15 protein-coding genes are annotated in these 24,166 nt (G+C 44.7%); 8 read left to right on the plus strand and 7 right to left on the minus strand.

Annotation, left to right across the window (positions count from 1 at the left end; translation table 11 throughout):
* Window positions 1-28: 28 nt before the first annotated feature.
* Entirely contained in the window at window positions 29-2,452 is a 2,424-nt protein-coding gene (locus DXD04_RS01490; protein WP_373103221.1) for a TonB-dependent receptor, read from the minus strand.
* A 179-nt stretch (window positions 2,453-2,631) separates the two neighbouring features.
* On the minus strand, window positions 2,632-3,414 hold the full coding sequence (locus DXD04_RS01495) for a Cof-type HAD-IIB family hydrolase (RefSeq protein ID WP_022054592.1): 783 nt from the start codon (window positions 3,412-3,414) through the stop codon (window positions 2,632-2,634).
* A 453-nt stretch (window positions 3,415-3,867) separates the two neighbouring features.
* On the opposite strand from DXD04_RS01495, the gene proB reads away from it, so the two are divergent.
* Window positions 3,868-4,959 (plus strand): glutamate 5-kinase, encoded by a 1,092-nt coding sequence (gene proB, locus DXD04_RS01500; RefSeq protein WP_117670250.1) that lies wholly within the window; start codon window positions 3,868-3,870, stop codon window positions 4,957-4,959.
* 11 nt (window positions 4,960-4,970) lie between these two features.
* Here proB and DXD04_RS01505 read toward each other — a convergent pair whose 3' ends face one another.
* The 3 genes from DXD04_RS01505 to DXD04_RS01515 are packed head-to-tail and all read right to left on the minus strand — an operon-like array spanning window position 4,971 to window position 7,689.
* Entirely contained in the window at window positions 4,971-6,113 is a 1,143-nt protein-coding gene (locus DXD04_RS01505; protein ID WP_117670252.1) for a Gfo/Idh/MocA family protein, read from the minus strand.
* Window positions 6,106-7,098: a FecR family protein gene (locus DXD04_RS01510; RefSeq protein WP_117670254.1), complete on the minus strand. Its 993-nt coding sequence runs from the start codon at window positions 7,096-7,098 to the stop codon at window positions 6,106-6,108. Before DXD04_RS01510 ends, DXD04_RS01505 begins: the two co-directional genes overlap by 8 nt.
* A 21-nt stretch (window positions 7,099-7,119) precedes the next feature.
* Window positions 7,120-7,689 carry an RNA polymerase sigma-70 factor gene (locus DXD04_RS01515; RefSeq protein ID WP_117670256.1) on the minus strand — a complete coding sequence of 190 codons (570 nt, stop codon included), beginning with the start codon at window positions 7,687-7,689 and terminating at the stop codon, window positions 7,120-7,122.
* A gap of 491 nt (window positions 7,690-8,180) precedes the next feature.
* Between DXD04_RS01515 and DXD04_RS01520 the strand changes: the two genes are divergently transcribed.
* The 4 genes from DXD04_RS01520 (at window position 8,181) to DXD04_RS01535 (ending at window position 17,234) form a co-directional block, all read left to right on the plus strand.
* Window positions 8,181-11,573, plus strand: a complete 3,393-nt coding sequence (locus DXD04_RS01520) for a TonB-dependent receptor (protein WP_181977442.1) — start codon at window positions 8,181-8,183, stop codon at window positions 11,571-11,573.
* A gap of 33 nt (window positions 11,574-11,606) precedes the next feature.
* Window positions 11,607-13,157, plus strand: a complete 1,551-nt coding sequence (locus tag DXD04_RS01525; RefSeq protein ID WP_117670260.1) for a RagB/SusD family nutrient uptake outer membrane protein — start codon at window positions 11,607-11,609, stop codon at window positions 13,155-13,157.
* A gap of 20 nt (window positions 13,158-13,177) precedes the next feature.
* Window positions 13,178-14,584: a Gfo/Idh/MocA family protein gene (locus DXD04_RS01530; RefSeq protein WP_117670262.1), complete on the plus strand. Its 1,407-nt coding sequence runs from the start codon at window positions 13,178-13,180 to the stop codon at window positions 14,582-14,584.
* A gap of 79 nt (window positions 14,585-14,663) precedes the next feature.
* Window positions 14,664-17,234 (plus strand): glycoside hydrolase family 3 N-terminal domain-containing protein, encoded by a 2,571-nt coding sequence (locus DXD04_RS01535; protein WP_117670264.1) that lies wholly within the window; start codon window positions 14,664-14,666, stop codon window positions 17,232-17,234.
* A 48-nt stretch (window positions 17,235-17,282) separates the two neighbouring features.
* On the opposite strand, the gene DXD04_RS01540 is transcribed toward DXD04_RS01535, so the two are convergent.
* Entirely contained in the window at window positions 17,283-17,672 is a 390-nt protein-coding gene (locus DXD04_RS01540; protein WP_117670266.1) for a hypothetical protein, read from the minus strand.
* Window positions 17,673-17,765: 93 nt separating this feature from the next.
* Here DXD04_RS01540 and DXD04_RS01545 point away from each other — a divergent pair, with 93 nt between their 5' ends.
* The 3 genes from DXD04_RS01545 to DXD04_RS01555 are packed head-to-tail and all read left to right on the plus strand — an operon-like array spanning window position 17,766 to window position 23,122.
* The gene (locus DXD04_RS01545) at window positions 17,766-18,320 is read left to right on the plus strand and encodes a helix-turn-helix domain-containing protein (protein ID WP_117670268.1); all 555 of its coding nucleotides are present in this window, start codon (window positions 17,766-17,768) and stop codon (window positions 18,318-18,320) included.
* A gap of 21 nt (window positions 18,321-18,341) precedes the next feature.
* Complete coding sequence (locus tag DXD04_RS01550; protein ID WP_117670270.1) at window positions 18,342-19,997, plus strand: AMP-binding protein; 1,656 nt, start codon at window positions 18,342-18,344, stop codon at window positions 19,995-19,997.
* A 56-nt stretch (window positions 19,998-20,053) separates the two neighbouring features.
* Window positions 20,054-23,122: a chondroitinase family polysaccharide lyase gene (locus tag DXD04_RS01555; RefSeq protein ID WP_117670272.1), complete on the plus strand. Its 3,069-nt coding sequence runs from the start codon at window positions 20,054-20,056 to the stop codon at window positions 23,120-23,122.
* A gap of 82 nt (window positions 23,123-23,204) precedes the next feature.
* Here the strand turns inward: DXD04_RS01555 and DXD04_RS01560 are convergent, their stop codons facing one another.
* Window positions 23,205-24,089 (minus strand): NAD kinase, encoded by an 885-nt coding sequence (locus DXD04_RS01560; RefSeq protein WP_022054607.1) that lies wholly within the window; start codon window positions 24,087-24,089, stop codon window positions 23,205-23,207.
* Window positions 24,090-24,166 lie beyond the last annotated feature (77 nt).

Genomic DNA, 24,166 nt, shown 5'->3' on the forward strand with positions numbered 1-24,166 from the left:
TACTTGTATTTATATTTTTATTGGTTTATTACTTTCCAAAATACACCCGGAACTTTCCATAAAATGCCCGTCCGGCTTTTTGCAGACTGAAGTTGTCATACAGTTTCTCATCGGTGAGGTTCCGGCATTCAAATGAAATGTTGTAACGTCCGTTCAGGATGCTGTATCCCAAGGAGAGGTTATGCGATATCTGCTGCGGTACCCGGATTTTAGTAGACGGGTCACCAAAGCTTTCCCAATACAACGGGAAGTCATGCTGGTAGAAACAATCCCATCCGAATGTGAGGGTATTCCCTTTTGCAAACAGGTTATGCCAGTAGAAGTTCATATCTACGTTTGCATACTGGTAAGGAATGTTCGGGATGCGCTGTCCGTACGTCAGTGCATTCTGTCCGCTGCTTGCTGCCCGTTTCTTTTCCTTGTCACGGGTGTCAAGGTTGTTGAATGTACCTCCCATATTGAACCAGTTGCTGTAACTGTATCGCAGAGATACATTGAACCCTTTTGTCTCTACCCGGCCATGATTGGTGTAACTTCCGTAGCTGGTGCCTCCTACGGTCGACAAGTCGCGCTTGATGTAGTCTTGGGTATTACGGTAGATGATTCCTCCTTCCACATACAATCCGTGTTTGCCTAACTGCTTGTTGTAGCTGGCACTCAGGTTCACGTTGTCACTACGTTCAGGTTTCAAGTCAGCTTTCCCCGCTTCAAGGTCACCGTCACCAAACAGTTCCTGTGTGCTGGGCATGCGCAGAGCCTTTTCGTAAGAGAGTTTCAACTGAATGGCTTTCCCTAAGAAATAGGTTCCGGCGGCTCCATATCCAAAAGAGCTGACACTTTGTGACACCCTCGTATCACTTCCTACATTGTTGTCGCTTAGCTGTACCGTTCCTTCACTGTAAGAATTGTAGTGCTTGCCGAAGACCGACAGATTCCATTTTTCAGAAGGCATCAGGCGATAAGATAACCCTGCAATGTTTTTTCGGCTTTTGGTAGGTTCATCATAATCTTCCAGTACGGAATTTTTCTCAATCAGACTCCGTCCTGTACGACGAAAAGTACTGAATACATTATTAAATGTAAACGAGTGCATTTTGCCCAGTCGGTATACCGCAGTAAGTGTGGTATTCCAGTTTGTATTGATTTGTTCACTGAACTGGTGATTCTGTTCGCCGGCAGTCGATCTGGGGATACGGTCACCCAGCCAGTTGTATTTGTACATTGCTGTATCTACGTTTGTCGTCAGGTTGTGGTTGTAATTGGCCGTAACCGTCACATCCAGTCCTTTGGTGAAAAGATTCTGCTTGCGATATTCTACCGAAGGAACGATGGAATAGCCATGACGATGTTTCTCGCCGAATACGATTTCCTGGTACACTCCATTCTGTATTTCTTTGTAGAAATGCGAGTAGGCCACATTAAACATCAGCCGGTCGGCCCAGCTTTTCCCGGTAACTCCGATTTTTCCGATGACCGCTTCGTTGTGGAATGTATCATTGAATCGTTTTACACGCTGTATATTACTTTCATCGCTGACAGACGTATTGTTTTCGTGGTTGAACTCTTCTACCCAGTTGTTGATATAGTAATTATTATCAGAGTAATTCTGATATGCATTGATTTCGTATGTCAGTCCGTTTCTGAAACTCTGCCCGAAGTTTATATACGATTTATGCGTGTTGAACGAGCCGTACGAGTATGACGCATCCAGAAACCAGTTGCGCTTCTGTTTGTTGGTTACAATGTTGATAACTCCACCCAAGGCATCGGTACCGAATCCTACGGGTACCACACCTTTATATACCTCAATGCGCTCGGCAAAGTTGACCGGGATGTTATTCAGGTCGAAAGCTGTTCCTGCCCCTTCCTGTGGCACCCCGTCGATAAATACTTTTACATGCTTGCCGCTGAAGCCGTCGAGCATCAGCTGCATGTCCGATCCCACACCTCCAGATTCGCGCAGTTTCATTCCCGGAAGTTTCTGTAACGCTTCACTCAAGTTTTTGGTAGAATTCTGCAGTTCACGCGTATCTACAGCTACGGCATTAAAGGCCGAGCGCTTGATGCGTCCGACTCCGTTGGAAACGACTACGACTTCATCCAGCTCGGTGACTGAAGGCTTCAAGATTACATTTTGCTTGCTACGTCCGTCTGCCAGAATTTCCACTTCTTTTTCTACCGTCTCAAATCCGATGGCAGAAACGGTCAGTATATATTTCCCGGCGGGTGCTTTCAGATGATACAAGCCTTTTTCGTTGGTTGTACAGCCATATTGCGTACCTTTCAGGTACACCGTGGCGAAGTCAATGACACTCTTGTCCGAAGAAAGAACTTTTCCAGATAGTAACGAACGGCCTTGTGCAGAAAGAGATAAGACACAAGCACCCAATAACATAAAAAGTACACCCCATTTCAAATTTTCGCTTCCCCGCGAAAAAGATAAATTTCTCATTTACTGTAACTCGTATTTTTTGTTCAGGACTAATTTTCTGGGTGCAAAATTAAGGCGATTGTCCGGGTGGGGCAATCGCCAAATATGGGTAATTTAGACTATGTATAAATACCTATTTGTAGGTATTGTGTAGTTTGTCCTATAAAATGTAACGGGTTACGGTTAGAGAATTTGGACTGTTACAGGATATGGAAGTGCTTCAATGCCTGCATGATACCCTCTTCATCCACTGAGGTGGTGATATAATCGGCTGCAGCTTGTATGTGAGGAGCCGCGTTTCCCATGGCAATTCCCATACCTACATGTTTCAACATCGGAATATCGTTTCCGCCATCGCCGAAAGCCATGGTATCTTTCAGGTCAATGCCGTAATAAGCCAACATCTGGTCGATACCGTGACTTTTACTGTTTCCCCGTGCAATGATGTCGGCAAAGAGCGGATGCCAGCGCATGGGTTCACAATGAGTCAGCACCTTCCCAAATATTTCTTCGTCTTTCTCTTCGGGGAAATATCCCATGATTTGCAGAATTTCTTTCTCTCTTGCAGTTTCTATGGGACGGATTTCCGGAATGTCAATTTGAATCAGACGGGCAATCTCTCTGACAGCCTCATCCTCATGTGTCAGGAACCAGGTATTGTCGTGTACAAAAACAAACGGCATTTCCGGATGGTCATGCTGGTACTGAATGAGTCGTTCAATGTCTTCTTGCGGCACACAACCCTTGTAAATGTCTTCATGATTTGCTGTGAAGCAATGTGCTCCGTTCAGCGTGACATAACCGTCGAAATCCAGGTCACCTACGGCATCCATCATCAATGTCTTTGGACGGCCGGTGGCAATGAATACCTTAATACCTTTTTCTCTCAAAAGTCGCAGGGCTTCGCGGGTAGACTCCGGCACGGTGTGAGTCTGGAAAGAAACTAATGTTCCATCAATATCAAAGAATATCGCTTTTACCATTTTTCGTGTATTAAAAGTCCGTGCAAAGATAGCGAATTTTTAGGAGAATTTTTTGGACCTATGTGGAATCTGCCAGATGATAAGTGGACTAATGAATATGATGATGAGGCGGAAACTCTAGTAAAATCTGTATAAAACTTTCCGGACTCTTTTACGTTTCGCATGGCGGAACCGTAGGTTTTCCGACGCGGAAACTTACGGTTCCCGATGCGGAAACATAGGTTTTGGGCAAGGGAAACATAGAAAATGTAATTTGGAATTCTTGATTGGGGTACTGTGTTTTTTTATCTGCAGGGAAGAGGAAAGGTTTGTTCTGAAGGAGAGTATTTATATAATTGTGATAAATTGTTTTGTTTCTGTGTGGTATTTATTACATTTGCCACTGAATATGATTAAATAATGTGTATTTGAAAGATTTTTCAGGTGTTTCCTGTGCAAAAGTGAGAGTGAATCATGGAAAACAAAACGTATCAGTATAAAAGAATCACGGTAAAGATAGGTAGTAACGTGCTGACCCGCCGTGACGGCACACTGGATATAACCCGCATGTCAGCATTGGTGGACCAGGTGGCCGAGTTGCATAAAGCAGGAGTGGAAATCGTACTGGTGTCTTCCGGAGCGGTAGCTTCAGGAAGAAGCGAGTTGAAACCCTTGCGGAAACTGGACAGTGTGGACCAGCGGCAACTTTTTTCGGCAGTGGGACAGGCTAAGTTGATAAACCGTTATTATGAACTGTTTCGTGAGCACGGCATTACCGTAGGTCAGGTACTCACGACTAAGGAGAGTTTTTCTACCCGTCGGCATTACCTGAACCAGCGTAATTGCATGAAGGTGATGTTGGAGAACGGGGTGATTCCTATCGTGAATGAAAATGATACGATTTCGGTGACCGAGCTGATGTTTACCGACAACGATGAACTATCGGGTATGATTGCTTCGATGATGGACATGCAGGCATTGATTATCCTTAGTAACATTGACGGCATTTACAACGGTTCACCTTCGCAGCCGGGTACTTCTGTGATACGTACGGTGGAGCGTGGAAAGGATTTGTCGGATTACATTCAGACGGAAAAGTCCGGATTCGGACGGGGAGGGATGCTTACCAAAAGCACCATTGCCCGTAAGGTGGCCGATGAAGGTATTGCCGTGATTATCGCCAATGGCAAGAAAGAGAACATCCTGTCGGATTTGTTGTGTCATCCGGATACGACAGTCTGTACCCGTTTCCTTCCAGCTATGGAGGGAGTGTCGAGTATGAAGAAGTGGATTGCGCACAGTGAAGGCTTTGCCAAAGGGGAACTTCATCTGAACCGTCAGGCAGTAGAGGCCGTCAAAGGAGTGAAGGCTACCAGCATCCTTCCGGTGGGAGTGACGCGGGTTGTGGGAGATTTTGAGAAAGATGACCTCGTGCGCGTGATGGACGAGCAAGGACGGCAGATTGGAGTAGGCCGTGTATCAGCCGACTCGGCAGAAGCACTTTCCATGGTGGGACAGCACGGGCAGAAACCGCTGGTACATTACGATTATCTGTATTTGGAATAAACCGGGATGGCTTACTCCATCGGTACGGTGCGTTGTTCTGCCACGGATTGTATGGACAGAGGGGTAACCGAAGTCCAAAGAGCCAGGTCGTGTATATCGGCCGGGTAAGGTATCTCCTGTTTCATTTCGGCTTCTAATGCTTTGAGCATGATGTAGTCCATTCCCTCATGGTGCGTGTCGATGCGCAGTGCTTCTTCTCCCCATTGTTGCCAATAGAGGTGTTCGTATTTTTGCAGGTAAGCGGTATCTGTCTCCCATGTTTCGTGCGGACTTTTTCCTTCCAGGTAAATGCGTCGCTGTTCTCCCTGCCAGATTCCTTTGGTGCCTTGTATTTCGAAGTCCAGGCTTCTGGGGCGGGGAAGAGTGGTGTCGTGAGTCAAAGAAACCAAGGTTCCGGAAGCTGTCTCCAGTTGGGTGACGGTTACGTCTCCCTGCGTGACAGGCACGTGAGGATTTCCTCCTAATTCACGGATACGCTGGTATAGGCCTGCGGGTTTGGAAGAAAAGGTGGTCAGGCGTACAAAACGGTCTTTGCGGGGAATGCCGGCGATGAGGCAGAGAGGAGCCAGTCCGTGAGTAGGATAAAGGTCGCCATTTTCCTGCTGGTAGAATTTGCTTCGCCAGATGCTTTCTGTCTTTTTCCGGTTGCCTAGACGGCCATGGTCATCGAGCAAGAGGCTGCGCAGGTCGTGGCGGTATCCGCCTCGCATGTATACAATTTCTCCCATCTCGCCGCTTTCTACCAGACGGTACAATGCTAACACCTCTCTCCGGAAAAGGACATTTTCCATCGGAAACACTTTTCTTCCGGTGCTTTCGGCTGCCTGTATCAGGGGCTTGTATTCGTTCAGGCACAGTCCTCCTTTTATTTCCAGTGCTACGTGGCACCCTTTTTGAATGCAGTATAGGGCATGTGTGACATGAAGCAGCCACGGAGAGGCAATGAAAACTAGTTGCGGTGCCTGTTCCTTGATCATTCGCCGGTAATCTTCTCCTCCCCGGTTGTAGCAGGGCACTCCGTAGTCTTCTTCCCGCGCTTCAGGGTCGGCAATGGCTGTGACGTGGTAACCGGAAATATGACGGATGAGCGAGAGCAGTTGTTTTCCGCGGTAGCCCATACCGATAAAAGCGATATGCAGTATGTCGTTATTCATCTTTATAATCCGTAATCCATATTTTCTTTTGCTCGTGATTGATTCTGTAGCGGATTCCCGGACTCAGAAATTTGAGTGTGGAGAGGAACTCGTCTAGACTTTCGTCACGCAGCGTTGCTTTGTATTTGAGTTTTTTGGCGGAAGATGAAAGAAGAAACTGGTAACCGTAGTGCCGGTAAAGTTCTCCTCGCTTATCTTCTAGTGTATGGCCGTCAAAGATAACTGTTTTTTCGCGCCATGCATAGACGGAACCTACAGGAATTTGTATCTTTTGAAAAGTACTGTCCTTGGGCTGACATAAAAAACTTTCTCCTGGAGAGAGTATGGTCTTTTGTGAAGTAAAGTCGGGAGATATTTCTACTTTTCCCTTGAGCAAGGTGACCCGGCTCTGTTCTTCGTTTGTGTAAGCCGAGACGTCGAAGTTGGTTCCCAGCACTTTAATTTTATAGTGAGCGGTGTGTACGTAGAAGGGTTTTCCATTTTGAGATTTTACGTCGAAGATGGCTTCACCATGTAAGGTGACGTTTCGTTCCTTTTTCCAGTTGCCGGTCGTATAGGAAAGGGTTGAACAGGCATTCAGCCAGACACTGGAGCCGTCGGGCAGTTTTACTTTAGCCTGTTGTCCGGTTTCTGTTTCTACGATGACTGGGTAGGATTCTGTCTGAGGCGTGAATAATCTTTCCGCTTGCCATCCGATAACCAGGCAAAGGAGAATGGAGGCCGCATAAAGCCATGTTGTCCGGATACTCCGTCTGCGGGTAGTCTGTGGGCTGATGCCTGTCCGGTCTGCGAATTTTTTCCATTCATTCTGAGTATCAGCTTCCAGTTTTTCTTTTTCATATTCTTGGTGGAGCCAGGCTTCTTTCAGAGAAAACCATGCTTGCTGGTTTTCCTTGCTTTCGCATAACCATTCATAAAGCTGCCGGGTTTCTTCCTCTGTCAGCTGGTGGTGCATATATTTTTGAAAGTCAATTTTCTTCATCATGAGATATCGGATTTTAAAAGGTTAGAAAAGTAAAGGAAGAAAGTGTGTCAGCGAGGCTCTTATTACCTTCAGCCCACGGTACAAATGGTTTTCTACCGTCCGGATGGATAAATTGAGTTCTTCGGCTATTTCGCTGCTCTTCATTCCTTGTCGGTGGTTCATCTGTACAACCAGACGGCATTGCTGAGGCAGTTGCTCCAGAGCCTTCTGGAAATTTTCATCGAGTTCCTTAAAATAAAGGTCTTCCAGCACGTTCTTTTCCTTAGTATAATATGAAAGTTCCAGTTCTTTTAATTTGGTGTCTGTCAGGTTGGAGAAATTGTTTTGTAAGGCATTTCTTCTTATTTGTTTCAGGCATTGAGTTTTCAGAATCTGAAACAGGTAGGAGCATAAGGTCTCCGGACTTTCAATACGGTTCCGATATTCCCAGAAAAGAATGAAACTTTCCTGTGTCACGTCTTTTGCCTCGTCTTCGTCTCCTAATATCTTTTTACAGAAGACATAGGCTCTTGGGTGGTATTTTTTGTAGAACCACTCAAACGATGCCAGATTTCCTTGTTTGATATCAGAATAAATTGCATGTGCTTCCATAATGCTGTTCTTTACAGAGAGTAAAGTGAGTAAGTTGTAATAAGGTCTTGTTTGTGGAATAAGGAAAAAGGATGGTTCAAAGATAATGTTTTATCTTGTACAGACCAATAGTAAATGTTTTTTTTATGATGGTTCTATTTACGGTTCTTTCCTTGAAATATCAAATAATGTATAATCTGGCCTTCTCCTACCGGTTTCAGGAAAGCTTGTTTTATTCCCTCGAAAAAACGTCTAGGCGTTTCATCCTGCATGTCGAAGCGTATTTCTCTGCACGCCGAAGCATTTTATTTCAACTGTTTTATTAATAAATGTTTAAAAACCGGATGCCGTATGAGTAAATATTTCCAGTTCTTTTTCTTTGTTTTAAACAAAGGAGTCCTGGGATTGAGGAAAAAAGGAACTTTTTATTAACTAAAATCTAATTTATTATGAGGAAATGCGTATTACAAGACTGGTGGACAAAGTTTTCCTGTAGAATTTGGGTGGGGCTGATGTGGCTACTGCTGCCTTTCAGTGTAACTGCACAACACACATCGCTTCAGTTAAGCCTGTTAAATCGTCCGTTGGCGGAATTTATCCAGGCGGTGGAAACACAAACAGACTTTAAGTTTTTCTATGAAGAAGGACAAGTGGATACTACATGTCCTGTGACAGTGAAACTTCAGAATGGAGATGTGAAGGAGGCACTTCGTCAGGCTTTGGAGTATACGGCTATCTCTTGGAGTATGTCTGATAAACGAATTATGTTGGTTCGCAAGCAGGCGCCTTCTGGCGAGAATACACAGAAGAGGGAGTTTAAGGGGCAAGTGCTGGATGAGGCTGGAATGCCTGTAATCGGTGCCAATGTAAGTGTGAAAGGCACATCGGTGGGAACGATTACTGACCTGGATGGTAATTATTCGTTTATGGCTCCTGAAGGAAGTGTGCTGGTCGTGTCATATATAGGATATGCCACTCAGGAGTTTTCATGCACGAAAGGGGAGTGTCCGGTTGTGCGCCTGAAAGAGGATTCGAAGGTGTTGGATGACGTGGTTGTCGTGGGGTATGGTACGGTAAAGAAACGTGATTTGACTGGATCTGTTTCCAGTGTGAAAGGAGAAGATTTGGATCTTGGAGGGATGGCTTCCGTGGGACATGCGCTTAGCGGAAAGGCGGCAGGGCTGTACGTAAAACGGAATAGTGCACAGCCGGGAGGTGGTCTGGATATTCTGGTTCGTGGAGCCGGATCTGTCAATGCAGGGAATGATCCTCTTTATATTGTGGATGGTTTTCCGATTGCCAAGCTGGACCAGGCCAACGGAGGAGACGCTAAGATGGATCCTGGTACGCAGGGTATCCTGAATTTCCTGAATCCGAATGACGTGGAGTCAATAGAGGTGTTGAAAGATGCCAGCGCTACGTCTATCTATGGGGCACGTGCAGCTAATGGAGTTGTTATTATCACCACAAAGCGCGGAAAGCAAGGAAAGGCTAAGGTAGATTATTCTTATAGTTATTCTTTGCAGAAGTATGCGGACAAGTATGATTTGTTGAATTTGAAAGAATGGATGATTGAAAAGAATCGTACCACCTGGGAAGGATGGTTATGGGATAACAAGGTCGCTCCATGGGGCACAAAGACGCTGGAAGAGGCGCGTCAGAATCCGTATAACGGTATCCAATATCAACAGCCTTACACTGATGAGGAAATAGCTCAGGCAGGTCTGGGCACAGACTGGCTGGGATTAATAACCCGTAACGGACAGATTCAAGAGCATAATGTGAGTATTCAGGGGGGAAGTGAAAACACCCAGTATATGCTTTCCTTTAATTATTATAATCATAAGGGTATTATAAAGAATTCCGGTATGACCCGTTATACAGCCAAGGCCAATATTGACCAGAAATTTCTGGATATCTTCAAGGTGGGGCTGAACATGGTGTTAACCCGGATAGATAATGACAATACACAACTTGGAGCAGGAGAGTTTGAGAACTCCGGCATTATCCGGTCGGCCTTACAGATGGGGCCTAATATCGAAGCTTATGATGAGGAAACCGGAACTTATCCGATAAATCCTCTGATAGGTACGCAGCCGAATCCTTATTCCTTACTCAACAATATAGATGAAGGCCGGATAGACCGTCTGTTGGGCAATGTCTTTTTGGAGGCCAGACCGGTAGAAGGACTGACACTGCGTTTAAATGCAGGTATTGACCATGCCAATATAGGACGTAATACTTATCAGCCTCGTACTACGTTAAACGGAGAAAAGAATGGAGGAGTGGCGTATATTTACAATACTGCGAACAATCAGTATCTGCTGGAAGCTACGGCTACTTATCAGCTGACTTTCAATCAGATTCACAATTTGAATCTGCTTGCGGGAACTTCTTATGAGAAGTTTAACTATGATGCATCAGAACTAGGCAACAATAACTTTGTGACAGACGGGTTCGGGTGGAAAAATATCGCTTCTGGAGCTGGAACAAAAATTGTCAAATCGGCGGCGACTGAGAACAAGATGCTTTCTTACTTTTTCCGCTTGGGATATGTCTTGCATGACCGATATTTGCTGACTGCTACTTTGCGTGCGGACGGTGCGAGCGTGTTTGCCCGTAACAATAAATGGGGATATTTCCCTTCTGTTGCGTTGGGGTGGAATGTGAATCAGGAGAAGTTTTTGCGTAATGTGGACTGGCTTTCCAACTTAAAACTGCGTTTGAGTTGGGGGCAGACTGGTAATGCAGATATCAGTACTAATGCGTTTGCCAGCTATCAGGCCGCTAATGGATGGGTGGGTGCCGACCATAATCCTGTTACGGCCGTAACAAAAGCTAAACTGGAAAATCCTGATTTAAAGTGGGAAACCACGACAGAATGGAACTTTGGACTTGACTTTGGTTTCCTGAAAGACCGGATTACAGGTTCGGTGGATGTGTATCAGCGGGTTATTTCGGATTTGCTGAATTATAAGCCATTGAATTCTTATCAAGAGGTCAAACAAATCATGGCCAATATCGGAAAGACACAAAGCAGGGGAATTGAAGTGACGCTGAATACGCGCAATATCGTTACGAAAGATTTTTTCTGGGGGACGACATTGACTTATGCAAAGTATGAAGACCGCTGGAAAGAACGTACGCCGGACTGGAAACCGAATGTATATGAATCGGTGGATGATCCGATTCGTCCGATTTATGCTCGCCGGGCAGACCATATACTGCAAGTTGGAGAAGCACCTCCTGCTGCTCAGCCGGATTTGCTTCCTGGGCAGATTGTCATCAAGGATGTGGATGGTTATAAGAGAGATAGCAATGGAAACCCTATGGTGGATGAACAGGGACGTTTTGTACGGACGGGGAAAGCAGACGGAATTATTGATGAAGCCGATACGCAATTAATCGGTTCGGTAGATCCCGGATGGATGGGAAGTTTGACAAATACTTTCCGTTATAAAGGATTTGATTTCAGTTTCTCATTGAACGGAATGTTTGACCGTATAATGGAAGATCCGACAGAAATGGATTTTGGGTTACTTGGCAATAATATAGCGACGAGCGGTTATAATGCGTTGAAAGTAATCAAGAATCGTTGGACGCCAGAGAATCCTTCTGTGACCCGTCCAAGTTCTTTTTACAATACGGGACATAATTATACTTATGGAGATTTCTTTTATCAAAAGGCGTGGTTTATCCGCCTGCAGACTATAAGTCTAGGGTATACTTTGCCTAAGTCTTGGATAGCGAAAGCCAAGGTATTGAGCAGTGTGCGTTTGAATGTCAGCGCCAATAACTTGTTTATAATTACTCCTTATAAGGGACTTGATCCCGAAACAGACTCGTATGCTGCTGCCTATCCGAACGCACGTACCTTTAGTTTTGGAGTTAATGTCTCATTTTGAAGTAGAAAATAATGACTTAAAAAAGAAAAGAGTATGAAAAAGATGTACTATTCAATTCTATATTTTGTGGCTCTGTGCAGTATATTTTCCATGAGTTCTTGTGTTGACTTGGATCCCATGGATTCGTCTGAGATTAATCCTTCTATTTATCCACGTACGGAAGAGGATATGCGTTCTTTGGTCAACGGGTGTTATCAGTCTGTAAGGTCGAGTTGGTTTGACGGACTTTTTGCGACGAATGAACGTGGAGTAACGATTGTAAATGATTTGACCACAGAAATTCTTTCTTGTAAGGCCGGATGGATGAAAGACGTGTCTGACTTGAATTTTTTCCCTACGACTAATGATTTAACTCGCTTTTATTACAGTGATACGGATGCGTATAGTGATGGTTGGCTGAATGATATCAGCCAGTGTACTTCAGTATTAAAACAGATTGAAGTGTGCGATTTTTTGTCGGATGAGGTGAAAAAAGAGTTGATGGCAGAAGTGCGTTGTGCCCGTGGCTTGCTTTCTTATACTCTTTATGATATGTTTGGTCCGTTGGTGGTGGCTCCGATTGAACTCCTGGAGAATCCCATTGTAGAACAGCCGTTGTCCCGGCTTTCGCAAGAGGATATGGTCAAGTTTATAGAGGATGATTTGCTGTATGCTTCCACAAACTTACCTGTTCCGGCGGATACGGAGTATGGAAGATTCTCTCAAGGGCTGGCAAAGATGCTATTGATTCGTCTTTATTTACATGAAACTCCGACAAACCGAGAGTTCTATCAGAAGGTAGAGAATCTTTGTCGGGAAATGAAGGATTATGGTTATTCACTGGCCCAAAGTTATACTGGAATGTTTGAAGTTGGAGGGCAGGGAAAGGCAAATCCGGAAATAATTTGGGCGATTCCGGTCGTTTTGGAACAGGTAAGTTGGAATGACTGGCATATGTCTATGTTACCAACAGATTTTGAAGATCATGGAATGGAAGCAGGGTATGAACTGGTCAATAGTACGTGGGCGTTTTATGATAGTTTTGAGCCGAGGGATTTACGGAAAACCTATTTGATTGCTTCTTACACGAACAATAAGGGAGAAACTGTAGATCGGGAACATCCCGGAAATCCGGATAAGCATTTAGATGTAGGGCCTATTCCTTTGAAATATGGATATGATATAAATGTGGTAGGGAATGGAGGTAAGAGTAGCATTGATCCTATCATCTATCGTTATGCGGATGTGTATCTTTCGTTGGCTGAAGCGCTTTGTCGGAAACCTTCATCGTCTGTTGCTGACCGGCAGGAGGCGCTTGGCTTGATAAATGACATTCGTGGAAGAGCTGGACTTGGAGCCTTGTCTGACGCAGATATTGCGACGGATGAGTTATTAATAGATGTGATACTAAAAGAGCGGAGCCATGAGTTCTGGTGTGAAAATGGACAGTATCGTGCAGATTTGATTCGTTTGGGTAAGTTTGTAGAACATGCGAGAAATATCAAGGGCACTCCTTATGCGGCTGATTATAAATCTGTATATCCATTGCCTCTTTCTGCTATTAATGATGGGAAGGGGAAAGTGATACAGAATCCTCAATATTAATGAATTTAAAAATTGCAGATATGAAAACATTAGTTTATATGATTCTTCTTGTCGGAGGATTGTTTTTGTCAGGTTGTGACGGAAAACACAAGTCGCAGACAGTCAAAGTGGAATGCCTTTCAGTTGAAACGCCTGAGCGTGCGTCCGGACAGCAAGATGTAGTTGGACTGGCTTGTGATCCGATAGATACTGTACGTATTGGATTCATAGGTTTAGGAGCAAGAGGGACGGAAGCCATACGACGATTTACTTATCAGAAAGGAATTGAGGTCATGGCTCTATGCGATTTACACCAGTTTCGCACCGATTCTTGCAATCGCATGCTGGTACGTGCAGGAATGAAGGAAGCGGATGTGTATTATGGAGATGATGAGCAGTGGAAAAAAGTTTGTGAGCGTGAAGATATTGATTTGATATATATAGCGACAGACTGGGTGAATCATGCTCCGATAATGATTTATGCTATGCAACATGGAAAACATGTGGCTTGTGAAGTGCCTGCCGCGTTGACGTTGGAGGAAATCTGGGAGGTGGTCAATACGGCAGAACTGACTCGCAAGCATTGTATGATGCTGGAAAATTGTGTGTATGATTTTTTTGAGATTACTACTTTAAATATGGCCCAACAAGGTGTTTTTGGAGATATCACTCATGTAAAAGGGGCGTACAATCATTGTTTGTCTGATATTTGGCCGGATTATAATGCTGATTGGAGGATGCAGTATAATATGAAGTATAGGGGGGATATATATCCAACTCATGGGATGGGGCCAGCTTGTCAGTTGCTTAATATTCATCGGGGGGACCGGATGAAATATCTGGTATCTATGGATAGTGATCCGTTGTCTCTACCGGTTTGGTTGAAGGTGCATGGAAGGGATAAAGATGCGGAAGGATTTCGGAATGGAGAAGTAACGTTGACCCTGATCCGAACGGAGAAAGGGAAAACAATACAGATAGAGCACAATGTGGCATCTCCTCGTCCTTATAGTCGTATGTATCAGTTGACCGGAACAAAAGGGTTTGCAGAAAAATATCCGGTGGAAGGATATGCACTTGACAGTAAGAATCTGCCCACTGAAGTTGTAGGAAAAGAAACTTTTACGGCTCATGAATTTATGACTGAGGAAGTAAAACAGCGTCTGATGCTTTATTATAAGGATGAGATCGTGCGTAATATGGAAGAGAGGGCGAAAGAAGTGGGTGGCCATGGAGGTATGGATTTTATTATGGATTCCCGTCTAATCTATTGTTTACATCATGGACTTCCGTTGGATATGGATGTATATGATTTAGCGGAATGGTGTGCGCTGATACCTTTGACTCAGTTGTCTATAGAAAATGGGTTTGTTCCAGTTGAAGTACCCGATTTTACTCGGGGGGCATGGAATAAGGTAAAGGGATATCGGCATGCATTCGCTGATTGAATGGAAGTATTATACCAATATATTTTTATAGTGAACGGGTGTATACACCTGTTCACTATAATTTAAATTAAATAGGTTTATGAATCGACTGATTTTATTTTTAAGTTTTGTATTTTGCTTTCTTGTTCAACTGTATTCACAGCCTTATAAAGATTCACGCTTACCTGTGGATATTCGTGTGGATGATTTATTAGGGCGTATGACACTAGAAGAGAAAATAGCTCAAATTAGGCATATTCATTCATGGGACATATTCAATGACCAGGAACTGGATGAAGAAAAACTTCAAAAATTAGCGGGAGACGTTGCTTGGGGGTTTGTAGAAGGTTTTCCACTTACTGGCGAGAATTGCCGTTTGCATATGCGACGTATACAGGAATATATGGTAAATAAAACCAGATTAGGTATTCCTGTGTTTACCATAGCAGAAGCTCTTCATGGGTCGGTGCATGAAGGTTCCACTATTTATCCTCAAAATATAGCTTTGGGGGCGACTTTTAATCCTTCTCTGGCTTATGATAAGGCATCTAAGATCTCGGAAGATTTACATTATCAAGGAATACGTCAGATTTTGGCTCCTTGTGTGGATGTGGTGCGTGACTTGAGGTGGGGACGTGTAGAAGAAAGTTATGGGGAAGATCCTTTTTTGAATGCAATGTTTGCTTGTCAGGAGGTGAAAGGTTATTTGGATAATGGAATATCTCCGATGTTGAAACATTTTGGTCCTCATGGCAATCCTTCTGGAGGATTGAATTTAGCTTCTGTTAATTGCGGTATTGGTGAACTTCATGATATTTATTTGCAGCCTTTTCGGAAAGTAATTACTTCATTCCCGATACAGGCTGTGATGTCATCTTATAATGCGTGGAATAGATTTCCTGTATCTTCATCTCACTATTTATTGACTGAGGTCTTGAGAGAACACTGGGGGTTTGAGGGATATGTCTATGCTGACTGGGGAGCTATAGATATGCTTCATACTTTTCATCGTACTGCTGTTAATTCTGCAGAAGCAGCTTTTCTGGCCGTATCTGCAGGCCTTGATGTGGAGGCCGCCAGCCAATGTTATGCGTGGTTGCCAGAGATATTGCAAAGAGGCATGGTGAAGCAAGCAATAATAGACAAGGCTGTAAGGCGGGTATTGATGGCTAAATTTAAAATGGGCTTGTTTGAAGATCCTTATGGTGAACGATGGGCACATGCTCAAATGCACTCTGATGCGAGTGTGGCACTTTCTCGTAAAATTGCAGACGAGTCCGTGGTGTTGTTGAAAAATGAAGGTGGATTACTGCCTTTGGATTTGTCTAAAATCAGCTCTATAGCTGTAATAGGTCCTAATGCCCAGAGTGTACAGTTTGGTGATTATAGTTGGAGTAGGTCGACAGAAGATGGTATAAGTCCTTTGGAAGGAATTCTGGCATACACGTTAAATCGTGGTATTCAAGTGAATTATGCTTTGGGGTGTGATTTGATGTCGAATGATGAGAGTGGTATTGTAGAAGCTCAACAAGTCGCTCGTAAAAGTGACGTTGCTGTTGTTTTCTGCGGAAGTTCTAGTGCTTCTTTAGCACGTGATTATAAAGGTGCTAATTGTGGCGAGGGTTTTGATCTTTCTGATTTGAGTTTGACTGGGGCACAAGAAAAACTGATTCAGGCTGTGTATGCCACAGGAACTCCTGTTATACTCGTTTTAGTAACTGGAAAACCTTTTGCTATATCATGGGAAAAGCTGCATTTGCCGTCTATTTTGGTGCAATGGTATGCTGGTGAACAGGAAGGTGCTTCGATTGCTGATATCCTTTTTGGAAAAGTGAATCCATCTGGAAGACTGCCTGTCTCTTTTCCACAAAGCGCAGGACATTTGCCTGTTTTTTATAATTATCTTCCTAGTGATAAAGGTTTTTATCATCAACCAGGCACTCTGGATAAACCAGGAAGAGATTATGTGTTTTCTTCACCGGATGTATTGTGGGCTTTTGGGTATGGGTTGAGCTATACACAGTTTGAATATTCTTCTCCAGAGATTCTTTTACGGAACGATTCTGTCTATGCTTTCGTGACCATCAAAAATGTTGGAGAAAGAACGGGAATGGACGTTCCTCAATTATATGTAAGGGATGTAGTCAGTTCGATAGAAACGCCAGTACGGCAATTAAAGGCATTTCAGAAAATAGAATTATCTTCAAAGGATTCTATGCGCATCGTTTTGGCATTTCCTTTGGAAGAGTTAGCTTTGACGGATGAGAACGGAAATAGTCGTATCGAGCCTGGTGAATTTGAAATTCAGATAGGTAAGTCATCTGATTACATTTTATTTAAGGAGGTGATTCAGGTAGGTGATAGGGGAAGATGGAACTGGGGGGAATTGTCTCGGCAAGTGAAAAAAGTACAATCTTGTTTGGGGAAAAACATGAAAATCGGAGGAGTAGTACGTGATATACAAGCTACTCCAGTTGAGGGAGTGGAGATTTTATCAGAGAGCAAGGGGAACTTTTTGGGATATACAGATACAAATGGACGATATTTGATTCATGCTCAGCAGGGAGAGTGCTTGTTGTTCCGTAAAAAAGGTTATTTGCAGGAGAAAGCGAAAGTAACCGATGAGGAATTTATGCCAATAGTTCTACGAAATGACAAGTTTGATAAATGAGGAAAAATTCCGTATTAACTTCGGTGATACGGAATTTTTCATTTGATATTATTGTTTAGCGTGTAAAAATTGAATCAGCAGGTTGCGGGGTAGGGAATAGGTATTTCCATGTTCCTGCACATATTTCAGCAGGTAGAGTCCTTCCTGACGAAGTCGGGCTTTAGGCACGATGTTTTCGGTGTCTTCTGCCATTTTCAGTAACATCATGGCAGCTAGTTCGGTCTTCTCTATGCCATCTTTTTCCTGACTGTATTTTTCCAGTATGGTTTGTCCGTCCATTTCTTCCAGCTGCTGGGGAGTGACCTCCAGCACTTGCCGTGCCGTACTTTCATATTCCTCCCAGTCCGACTTGCTGATGTGCTTCCGGCGGAGAATCAGGTTGGCTATTGCGGCAAATATTTCCTGAATCATGCGTATGATGTAATCCTGTCTGATCATGGTTTTAAAATTTTCGGTTACAAAGTTCGAAATATTTTTCTTGGTTTTTCATAATCTTTCGTAATTTTGAGCGAATAACTAAAAAATTGCACTATGGACGAACAAATAAGACAAATAGGAGAACGTATCCGCGGACTACGCGATGCGCTGGATTTGAGTGTAGAGGACATGGCCGGACAATGTGGATTGCCGGTGGAACAATATAAGCAGATTGAGTCGGGCGAGTGTGACATTGCGGTCAGTACGTTGCAGCAAATCGGACGGAAGTGCAACGTGCCGCTTGACGTGCTGATGTTCGGGGAAGAACCTAAGATGAATGCTTATTTCCTGACACGCTGGGGAACCGGTATTTCGGTGGAGCGTACGAAGGCATATAAATACCAGTCGCTGGCTTCAGGGTTCCGCAACCGCAAGGCCGATCCTTTCCTGGTAACGGTAGAGCCCAAGCCGGAGGATACACCTATTTATTATAATACGCACTACGGACAGGAATTCAACTTGGTGATTGAGGGCCGGATGCTGTTGAGCATAAACGGAAAAGATCTGATTCTGGAGCAGGGAGACAGTTTGTATTTCGATTCTTCACTGCCTCACGGAATGAAGGCGCTCGACGGGAAAGCGGTGAAGTTCCTCGCCATCGTTATGTAGTAATTAATTTTGAAAAGAAATATGCTAGAAAGATTTGTTGAACAAACTCACTTTACCTCACAAGAGGATTTCATTGCGAATTTTAAAGTGAAGGTGCCGGAAAATTTTAATTTCGGTTATGATGTGGTAGATGCCTGGGCGGCTGAACAGCCCGATAAAAATGCGTTGCTGTGGACAAACGACAAAGGAGAACATATACAGTTTACGTATGCGGACTTGAAGAAATATACCGATATGACCGCCTCCTATTTCCAGAGCTTGGGAATAGGTCATGGAGATAAGGTCATGCTGATTTTGAAACGCCGGTATGAATTTTGGTTCTCTATCATTGCTCTGCACAAGTTGGGAGCAGTGGTCATTCCGGCTACACACTTGCTGACAAAGAAAGATATTGTATATCGTTGTCAGGCTGCCGGTATCAAGATGATTGTGGCTGCCGGTGAACCGGTCATCACAGAACATATTCTGGCAGCCATGCCTGATTCTCCTACGGTAGAACGCCTGGTGAGTGTCGGTCCGGAATATCCGGAGGGCTTTGAAGATTTCCATAAGGGTATGGAAGCTGCCGCTCCTTTTGTACGTCCGGAACATGTGAATACCAACGAGGATATTTCACTGATGTACTTTACTTCGGGAACTACCGGGGAGCCGAAGATGGTGGCACACGACTTTACTTATCCGCTCGGACATATTGCTACCGGATGCTTCTGGCATAATCTGCATGAAAACAGTCTGCACCTGACCATTGCAGATACCGGATGGGGAAAGGCAGTGTGGGGAAAGCTGTACGGACAGATGATTGCCGGTGCCAATATCTTTGTATACGACCATGAGAAGTTTACTCCGGCAGATATTCTGCAAAAGATTCATGATTATCATATTACTTCACTGTGTGCACCTCCTACGATTTATCGTTTCCTGATTCGGGAAGACTTGTCGAAATATGATTTGTCTTCACTGGAATATTGCACGACGGCGGGCGAGGCGTTGAACTATTCTGTATATGAGACTTTCAAACGCATTACGGGCATCCGTCTGATGGAAGGATTCGGACAGACGGAAACGGCATTGACGCTGGCTACTTTCCCGTGGATGGAACCGAAACCGGGAAGTATGGGTGTGCCTAATCCGCAGTATGACATTGACTTGTTGAAACCAGACGGCCGTTCAGCGGAAGATGGAGAACAGGGACAGATTGTGGTACGTACGGATAGAGGTAAACCATTAGGCTTGTTCAAGGAATATTATCGTGATGCTGAACTTACCCGTGAGGCTTGGCACGATGGTATCTATTACACGGGCGATGTGGCATGGCGTGATGAAGACGGTTATTACTGGTTCGTAGGACGTGCCGACGATGTCATCAAGAGCTCCGGTTACCGTATCGGCCCGTTTGAAGTAGAAAGTGCCTTGATGACGCATCCGGCAGTAGTGGAATGTGCCATTACCGGTGTGCCCGATGAAATCCGCGGTCAGGTGGTAAAGGCCACTATCGTATTGGCAAAGGACTACAAGCAGAAGGCCGGACCGGAACTGATAAAGGAATTGCAGGACCATGTGAAACGGGTGACAGCTCCTTACAAGTATCCGCGTGTCATTGAGTTTGTGGATGAACTGCCGAAAACCATCAGTGGAAAAATCCGCCGTGTGGAAATCCGTCAAAAAGACAACAATTAAATGATAAAAAATACTATCTTTGCATCGATACTTAAATTTTATATAGAACGGTGCAAATGAAAGGAAAATTTTTTATTAATCTAGCATCTGTATTAAGTTTCTTTGCGATCTCTGGTGAGTTGACAGCACAGGTCGTAAAGCATGAGCGGTTGCTCTCTTTTGAAGAAGCTGTACCGCAGGAACTCTCCGGCGCAGGGTCGACTTTATCTCTTAGTGATGAACACTATAAAGATGGAAGCCGTTCCCTGCGTTGGACGTATAAACCGGGGGCTGTCCTTTCCCTGAAAAAGGATTTGAAGTTTGAAGCCAAAGATCCGACGGGAAAAGATACGTATCTGTCGGCTTTTATTGTATGGGTGTATAACGAGAAGGCAGTAGATAAGAAAATAACCTTTCAATTCTTGAAGGATGGAAAGGTATGTACATCTTTTCCCTTCGGCATAAACTTCACCGGATGGCGCGCGGCATGGGTTTGCTATGAACGCGATATGGAAGGTACGCCGGAAGAAGGTATGAATGAGTTGAGGATACTGGCACCGGATGTAGAAGGGGAACTTTTTATCGATCATCTGATTCCGGCCAGCAAGGTAGACGCGCGTCAGCAGGCTGCCGATGTACAGGTACCTTTTGTGCATAAAGGAACGACCAATCACTGGCTGGTGATTTATCCGCATTCATTGTGGAAATCGGATTTACCTTTGAAACCGGTTTCAGAAAAAGAGCTTCAGGATATGCACCTGATGGAAAAGCGCTACCGGGATTTGATTTATACACCGGGTAAATTGTCTCAAAAACAGATAGACAAAATTCGCCGGAAGTATGATGCCTATAAGATTGTATGTAAAAATGGTAAGGTGAGCGGACTGCCTATTTTTATGGTACGTCAGTCGGAAGCATACGAGCGTATGATTCCCCATTGGAACAAGGATATGTTTACGAAACTGGGTATGGAAATGAAGGCTTATTTCGACCTGATGAAAGCCATTGCCGTGGCATATCACAACGCGCAGGACGCACAGGTGAAACAGGAAATGCGCCAGAAATTCATGGCTATGTATGACCATATCACCGACCAGGGAGTAGCGTATGGCAGCTGCTGGGGAAACATACATCATTATGGATACAGTGTACGCAGTTTGTATCTTTCTTATTTCCTGATGAAGGATGTGCTGCGTGAAGAAAATCGTCTGGCGGAAGCGGAAGCTACTATGCGCTGGTATGCCATTACGAATGAAGTATATCCAAAGCCGACCGGAAACGGTATTGACATGGATTCCTTTAACACGCAGACTTCCGGACGCATTGCCAGCATTCTGATGATGGAGGATACGCCGGAAAAACTTCGTTACTTGCGTGCCTTCTCACGCTGGATTGACTACGGATGCCGTCCGGCTCCGGGATTGGCAGGTGCCTTCAAGAGTGACGGGGCTGCTTTCCATCACCGTAACAACTATCCTGCGTATGCGGTTGGAGGTCTGGATGGGGCAACTAACATGATTTACCTGATGAGCGGAACAACTTTTGCGGTATCTGAACTGGCTCATCAGACTGTAAAAGATGTGTTGCTGACCATGCGTTTCTATTGTAACCAGCAACAGTTCCCGCTGTCAATGTCGGGACGTCACCCCAATGGAAAAGGAAAGCTGATTCCGGTACAGTATGCCATGATGGCTATCTCTGGAACTCCTGACGGAAAAGAAAAGTATGATGCCGATATGGCTGCTGCTTACCTGCGTCTGGTAAGAGAACCGGCAAAACCGGGTGCCAATGAACCGGATTATTTACCGCAGGCACCGGCCGGACTGGAACGCAAGCTGGAGAAGAAACTGCTGAAGGCAGGCTTTACTCCTGAAAAAGACCCGCAGGGAAATTTAGCGTTGGGATATGGCTGTGTGTCTGTACAGCGACGGAACAACTGGGCGGCAGTGGTACGTGGTCATTCACGTTACTTATGGGATGCCGAGCATTACTTGGATGCCAATTTCTATGGACGATACTTGGGTTATGGCAGCATGCAGGTGCTGACTGCTCAGCCGGGAGAAAGAGTAACCTTTACAACGAGTGGCTGGCAGGAAAACGGATTCGACTGGAACCGAATTCCGGGTGCTACTTCCATTCATCTGCCTTTTGACCAGTTGCGTGCGAAAGTGCTGAATGTGGATGCTTTTTCCGGAATGGAAGAAATGCTGTATTCTGATGAGGCATTTGCCGGAGGGCTTTCTCAAGAACGTGAGAATGGAAACTTTGGTATGAAGTTGCACGAACATGATAAGTACAACGGTTCGCACCGTGCGCGGATTTCGTATCATTTCTTTGGAAATACCATCGTAGCTCTTGGCTCTGACATTGAGAATGTCAATCAGGACTATCCTACAGAAACTACTGTATTCCAGCTGGCTGCCATTACGCCGGAAGAAAAAGCATATTGGGACAACTGGAAGGATAACGGACATACGTATCTGGCTCCTAATGGAGTGGGGTATTATGTACCGGGAAATGTACAGTTTGAAAAGAACTTCCCTCAGGTAACAGTTGGTGAACGTAGTGTAAAACCGACTTCCGGCGATTGGGTATCTTTGGTGTTCAATCACGGAAAAGCACCTCAGGGGGCTTCGTATGAATATGCGGTGTTGCCGCAGACTGATGAACAAGGTTTGACACAGTTTGCCAAACAACCGACTTATCAGGTGTTGCAGAGAGACCGGAATGCGCATATCGTGACTTCCAGTGCAGAACATTTGACTTCATACGTGCTTTTTGAAACTCCACAGAAGGCTTTGCCAGGTGATTTCATTGAGAAGGCGGATACTTCTTGTCTGGCTATGGTAAAGCAGGTGGACAAGAAAAAACTGGTGCTGACCGTGGCACAACCGGATATGGCTTTCTATCGCGGTCCGAGTGATGAGGCCTTTGATGAAAATGGCAAACGCATTGAACGTAGTATTTATTCTCGCCCGTGGATTGATGACGAGAGTAAGGAGATTCCGGTAACCATCACTTTGAAAGGGAAATGGAATGTGGCATCTCATCCTGCCGTGAAGGTGCTGGAATCGGACAAGAAGCACACCATATTGCAGTTTACTTGCCGTGAAGGAAAGAGCTATGATGTGCAGCTTTCCAAATAGGATACTGTAAGGTATACATACACAAAAAGCCGGAGTGACAAGTTGAACGCTCCGGCTTTTTGTGTATTTGTATGATGGATAGTTAGTTGCGTGAATCGGCTCCCCACATCATTTTCTCACGTAAGGTATTGAAGAAAGAGTGGTGGCAGCGCTTGACGATGCGGATGAAGTATTCTCCCCTCCGAATAGTGAGTCGGGTACCTTCACGGAAGGTCTCACTCCGGCCATCGATGGCAATCAGAAAATTATGACTGCGGCTTTCTACTTCCAGTGTGACTTCCCACTCGTCGCGAATGACAATGGGGCGTACGTTTAAACTGTGTGGAGCTACGGGAGTCAGGCTGATGGTACCGCTCTGAGGTACTAAAATCGGACCGCCTACACTGAGGGAGTAGCCTGTAGAGCCGGTAGGGGTGGCCACAATCAGCCCGTCTGCCTGATACACATTCAACAGTTCCCCGTTGATATAGGCACGAATGGTAATCATGGAAGAACTGTCTCGTTTCAGAATGGCGATTTCATTCAGTCCGTAAGGATAACCTTTCAGTACCTGGCCGTTGCAGGTAAGTTTCAGTACCCGTCGTGGTTCTGCCAGATACATTCCCTGATAAATCTCGTCGAAGGTTTCTTCCATCTGGTCGGGTGAAATGTCAGCCAAGAAGCCCAATCGTCCGGTATTGATGCCTAATATGGGGATTTCCTTGTTGCCAACCAGGCTGGCTGTTTTCAGAAACGTACCGTCTCCTCCTACACTGAGTGCCATGTCGGCGGTAAAGTCATGACCGTTGAAAATCTCTAAATTGGTTAAATCTGCGTTTGTGTGCAGGCGAAGGAACTCATAAAACTCACGATGGATACAAATGTGTGCCTCCTTGCGCCGGAGGATTTCCAGCAGATGGGTTACATGAGCCGATTTATGCTCCTGATACGTATTTCCAAAGAGGGCGAATTTCATCTTCCGCTGCATAGAATGTGTCTTTTTTATCAATCTTTTTAAGAATAAACATGTCAAGTTTCTCGTAAAACCTGCTAACTTTGCACGTT

Source organism: Phocaeicola plebeius (genome assembly GCF_003437535.1).
In the GTDB taxonomy this organism is placed as follows: Bacteria; Bacteroidota; Bacteroidia; order Bacteroidales; family Bacteroidaceae; genus Phocaeicola; species Phocaeicola plebeius_A.